The 4314-nt window shown below is 55.3% G+C and carries 6 protein-coding genes; all 6 read right to left on the bottom strand.

Annotation, left to right across the window (positions count from 1 at the left end; translation table 11 throughout):
- Nucleotides 1–102: 102 nt before the first annotated feature.
- Nucleotides 103–810, bottom strand: a complete 708-nt coding sequence (locus KEM39_RS10860) for a Gp138 family membrane-puncturing spike protein (protein ID WP_211710023.1) — start codon at nt 808–810, stop codon at nt 103–105.
- Complete coding sequence (locus KEM39_RS10855) at nt 788–1675, bottom strand: baseplate hub protein (protein ID WP_211710022.1); 888 nt, start codon at nt 1673–1675, stop codon at nt 788–790. Before KEM39_RS10855 ends, KEM39_RS10860 begins: the two co-directional genes overlap by 23 nt.
- Nucleotides 1665–1961, bottom strand: coding sequence for a phage baseplate plug family protein (locus tag KEM39_RS10850; RefSeq protein ID WP_211710021.1), 297 nt, complete (start codon nt 1959–1961; stop codon nt 1665–1667). The genes KEM39_RS10855 and KEM39_RS10850 overlap by 11 nt, the downstream gene beginning before the upstream one ends.
- The gene (locus tag KEM39_RS10845) at nt 1958–2617 is read right to left on the bottom strand and encodes a phage baseplate protein (RefSeq protein ID WP_211710020.1); all 660 of its coding nucleotides are present in this window, start codon (nt 2615–2617) and stop codon (nt 1958–1960) included. The genes KEM39_RS10850 and KEM39_RS10845 overlap by 4 nt, the downstream gene beginning before the upstream one ends.
- Nucleotides 2618–2706: 89 nt before the next feature.
- Entirely contained in the window at nt 2707–3108 is a 402-nt protein-coding gene (locus KEM39_RS10840) for a lysozyme inhibitor LprI family protein (RefSeq protein WP_118786813.1), read from the bottom strand.
- A gap of 12 nt (nt 3109–3120) precedes the next feature.
- A partial coding sequence (locus KEM39_RS10835; RefSeq protein WP_418030226.1) for a lysozyme occupies nt 3121–4314 on the bottom strand: 1194 nt, incomplete at its 5' end.

Below are 4314 nucleotides of genomic sequence, written 5' to 3'. Positions count from 1 at the left end.
AAAATCTACCGCCACACCGTCAGTTATGCCACGTCTCCGCGTGAAGACAATATGATTCCGTGTTTGGCGCATCAGGGTTGATGCGGGGGGATTTCAGGCAGCCTATACGGGCTGCCCCGTGTTGCCGCCGCCGGTCTGCACGCCTTTGTGGACGTGGTGCATCAGGCTGACACCATTCGCCGTCATGTCGCCGTCGGAAGAAATCCCGCCGCCACCCGAGAATTGCGCCGTGGTTTGGGTGTTCGCCTGAAAGGTTTGCGAGGTGCTGCTCACGCCGCCTTGCGCTTTCAGACTGATATTGGTCGCCTCCATCTCAATATCGCCGGGCGAAAACAGTTTGATGCCGCCTTTGGAAAACATGATGTATTGATTGGGCGTGCCGTTCAGGAAGCCGCCGAAATACAGGCCGTCCGAATAATCGAAACGCCGCCTGCTTTGCGGAGCGGACGGCGCTTTGTTTTGCTTGACGCTGGAAATATCACGGCTGCAAAAGCCGCACATGCCAATATCGCCCGGTTCTGGGTCGATAATCACGGCGTTGCCGCCGCCTTGCAGACGGAAATACGGCACATTGTAGATGATGCCGTGCGGCGTAACCGTGCCGTCGCCGCTGATTTGGGCAACCAACGGCTGCACATCCACCAGCCCGACAGGGGCAAGCCCGCCCGATTTGGTTTTGACCACGCGCACCAGCGTGACGGTTTGGATGCGCGAGATGATGCCCGACACGATTGCGCCGATTTCGCCCGCGCCGCCCTGTGTGTGTTCGGGGCGGTATTGCGCCCAGTTATTTTGTTGCGACTTTGGCATTTGTATCCTCCACATTGGCGGCTTTGATGTCGGCCAGCCATTTGCCGCCCGGCACTTGGCTTTCTAAATCCAGCGACAGCCCGAATACGCGCCATCTGCCGTTGCATTGCTCAATCAGGCTGCCTGCAACCTCAATCAGTCCGCCGAAGCGCAGGGCTTTGTCGTACAGGCATTGCAGCTTAACACCCTGCAAATCGGGTATTGGATAGCCGATTAGGCCGGTGGACGGGCTGACGATGGGGACGTCAATCATGCGCGGCTGCCCCTTGGGCGCGATGGCGACGGTTTCGTTGTCGATGTACACGTCTATATTCGCATTGGCGGCAATCTGCTGTATTTTGCCCAATTCGGTATTGTCCAAATACTGGTTGCTGATTTTGGCTTTTACACCGTTGTTTTCAAAGCGTCTGCCCATTCGTTTGCAAATGGCTTCAACCGCCTTTGCCACATCGGTTTCGCCTTCGTGGCTGACCGCTTCGGCGGGCTTGAGCTGCCATAAAACGGCGGTGTGGCTCTCGATGACCAGGCAAATATCCGGCGCGCCGCCCATATCGGGGTAGGCGAAGGTGATATTGCCGGTATAGACCACGCTCAAGCCGTCCTGTTCCCCTGCCTCCACCTGCACCAAGTTCATCATTGCCTGCTCGGTGTTCCACTTCACGCGCAAGAGCTTCATGATGCTGTCGAGCTTCAAGCCGTACACCTTGATGCGTGCAGACGGCATTACCGCGCCGTTGCCGTAGTTGATTTGGCAGGAGGTACGCAAACCTTCGACCACCAGCGTATCGTTGCCTTTCGCATCCCATACGTCTTTTTCCTGCCCTAACTTGATGCTGACACGCAGGATTTTCTCTTTAATGCTCATCGCGGTACACCAAAATAAAACGGCTGCCCAGTTCCTGCCATTGCGGGTCTAGGCTGCCTGCGGTATCGACAAAATACAGTTCGCCGCGAAAGCCGCGATAAGCCTCGCCCACCAGCGGCATGCCGTGCAGACATACCCGTTCGCGTATTAGCACGCGCCCGTCTGCCGACACGGAGGCATACAGCTTACCCAATCGCGGCAGCAGCGATACGGTTACGTCCTGACCGTCCAGCGTGGCGGAAACCTTTTGCACGGGGACGGGTTTTAGGGGGATTTGGTAAATCATTTCAAACCGAACCCCTTTCTGAATGTATCGGTTATTTTCCCAAACCCATCACTGCCTGAACCGTACAGCTTCGACAAGATGGATTCGTTGTTCTGCACCGGCTTGGGCTGCACATTGCCGCCGTCCTGTTGCGCCTGCGCGCCTTCGGATTTGGTCTTGGTGTATTTCACTTCCGCCTGCCGCACTTCGGCCAAATGGATATTGACCTTTAACAGCCGTGCGCCGTCCGATGCCTCGCGGGCGTAGTCGTAGCCCGTAATCGCCATATTCGGATACACCGCTTCGGGCGTAATAACCAAGAACAAATCCGTGCTGTTGGCCAGCGTATCCAGCAAGCCGAGAAACGCCCCGCGCTCAAACACGCCGCCGCTCCCCTTGCTCATCTGCACCGTTACCGTGAACGGTTCGCCAACCTTGTTATAGCTGGCGAACGAGCCGCGCTCCACCGGTGCATTGGACACTTTGGACGTGTTTTGGTGTTTGACCGAAGTGACGTTGTCCGACAACAGCAGCGGGATGCCGTTTTGTCCGAAAATGCCCCAGTAATTGCCGAAAATGGTGTTGATGAGTGCTGCACCGCCGAACTTAATCAGCGCGCCGCCAATGTTTCTTGGGAGATTTGGCACATTCGGAATGCCGATTGAGTTCCAAGCCATAACAAACCTTTCTGCAGAGGGAAACCTTGCAGCGCGGGGGAAATCCCCAATAAACAAAACCCCCTGCGAATGCAAGGGGGAATTGAATTTTACTGTCCTAATTTATACTCTTGAAGCTCTCTTAGCCGCCTAATATTCATCTCCATCGGGCAAATCACGTCCATAGGCATTGCACCAATCCGATTTCTAAATTGGCACATTTTGCTACGATAATCCAAATAAGCAACCTGACTGGCTTTTAACAGCCTAGCAGTCTCAGGAGAGTAAGGGTTGTTATCGTTGGCATAGAAGTTGTAGATATTCTCATAAGTATTATTCAAATCTTCACTTACTAAAGCATCAACACTTCTAGCACAGGCTGCAATTGCCCCATTATATGGGGCAGTAATTCTATCAATGCATTGGTCATACTGTGATTGATAATCTATGTTTGAGTCGGCATACGCTAAACCGACGGCTAACAATATTGCTGCTGATAACAACCTTTTCATATTCCCTCCAAATTAAACCATCGCCGGCATAATCTGCACCAGTCTGTTACGGGCTGCGGCAGAGGCATCTTCCATCGTTCCGTCTATGGTGTTGGCCGAAGACTGCACATGAATGCCGCCGTTGATGGCGAACTGCATATTGCTGTTGTTGGTAATCTGCTGCGCCTGCTGGCGGGCCACAGCGCCTTGCTGCATGGATTGTAAGCCACGCTGCGCATTGTCGGCAACGACTTGTCCACCTACGGGTCGGCTGTTCAGGTCAGACAACACTGCGGCGGCCTCATCCAGTCGCCTTCTCCTATTCACGCCTCGGTTGTCGCCTTGGCGGGCGGCAATTGCTTGGGAGAGAGCCGGGAGATTGCCACTGCGGGCAGCGGTTACCAACGACGGCAATTTATCCAAGCTGCCGTAGTTGTAAGCAACCGAAGTGATGGCAGCCTGTGTTTTGGCCGGCAGGCGGTCGAACTGCGCTTCGCCGATTTTCCTGCGCGCTCCGTTTCGGAATATTTGCACTCGGCGTGCCAAATCACGCTCCGCATCCTCACGGGTAACGGTATCACCCTGTCGCACTCTGCGGACGTTGCCGTTACGGTCGGTGATGGTGTCTGTTCCGTAGCCTAAGCGGTAAGCATTCACGTCCCAATAGGTACGGCTGGAGAAGCCTTCATGCTTCCTAATCATAGCCAGGGTTTCCGCCATCGCTGAGTTTGGCTGCCCGCCTGATTGACCGCCATTCAACCACGGCTGATAGTTGTAACCGGCCGGATGGATATTATCCCTGCCGGCTTGGAAGCCTCCTTGGAAAGCGGCATGTTCCTCGCGGGCAATCTGCCCCAGCAGGGCGTTCATTTTCGCACCGGTTTGGCCGTTTCGATTGTAGGTGTTGGATACCCCGAGCAGCCGCACATCCGCCCCCCTGGCACGCAATGCACGGATTTGGGCCCGGATGCCGCCGGTATCGTTCGGGTTGTTGCTCATACCGGACGACAGAATCATGGTTTGACCTTGCAGGTTGCCGGAATAGCCGTTGATGAAGCCCAATACCTGCTGTGGATTGGCGCCCACTTTGGTTGACCCTTTGCCGTTTACCGCGCTGCGGTAGCCGTGGGCGATACTGTCGCCGAAGTAAATCGTACCGCCCGGGGAAAACATCTGTTTGGCGACACGTTCTCCCGAGCCTAGGCTTCGTACCGCCGCCTGAGCCGA

It is taken from the genome of Neisseria sp. Marseille-Q1983, from assembly GCF_018224585.1.
GTDB lineage: Bacteria > Pseudomonadota > Gammaproteobacteria > Burkholderiales > Neisseriaceae > Neisseria > Neisseria polysaccharea.
This window is presented reverse-complemented; position numbering and strand designations above follow the sequence as displayed.

Excerpts from the sequence above, each read along its gene's own strand:
- KEM39_RS10860 (WP_211710023.1), bottom strand. The coding sequence starts at position 810 with ATGCCAAAGTCGCAACAAAATAACTGGGCGCAATACCGCCCCGAACAC.
- KEM39_RS10850 (WP_211710021.1), bottom strand. The coding sequence starts at position 1,961 with ATGATTTACCAAATCCCCCTAAAACCCGTCCCCGTGCAAAAGGTTTCC.
- KEM39_RS10845 (WP_211710020.1), bottom strand. The coding sequence starts at position 2,617 with ATGGCTTGGAACTCAATCGGCATTCCGAATGTGCCAAATCTCCCAAGA.
- KEM39_RS10840 (WP_118786813.1), bottom strand. The coding sequence starts at position 3,108 with ATGAAAAGGTTGTTATCAGCAGCAATATTGTTAGCCGTCGGTTTAGCG.
- KEM39_RS10855 (WP_211710022.1), bottom strand. The coding sequence starts at position 1,675 with ATGAGCATTAAAGAGAAAATCCTGCGTGTCAGCATCAAGTTAGGGCAG.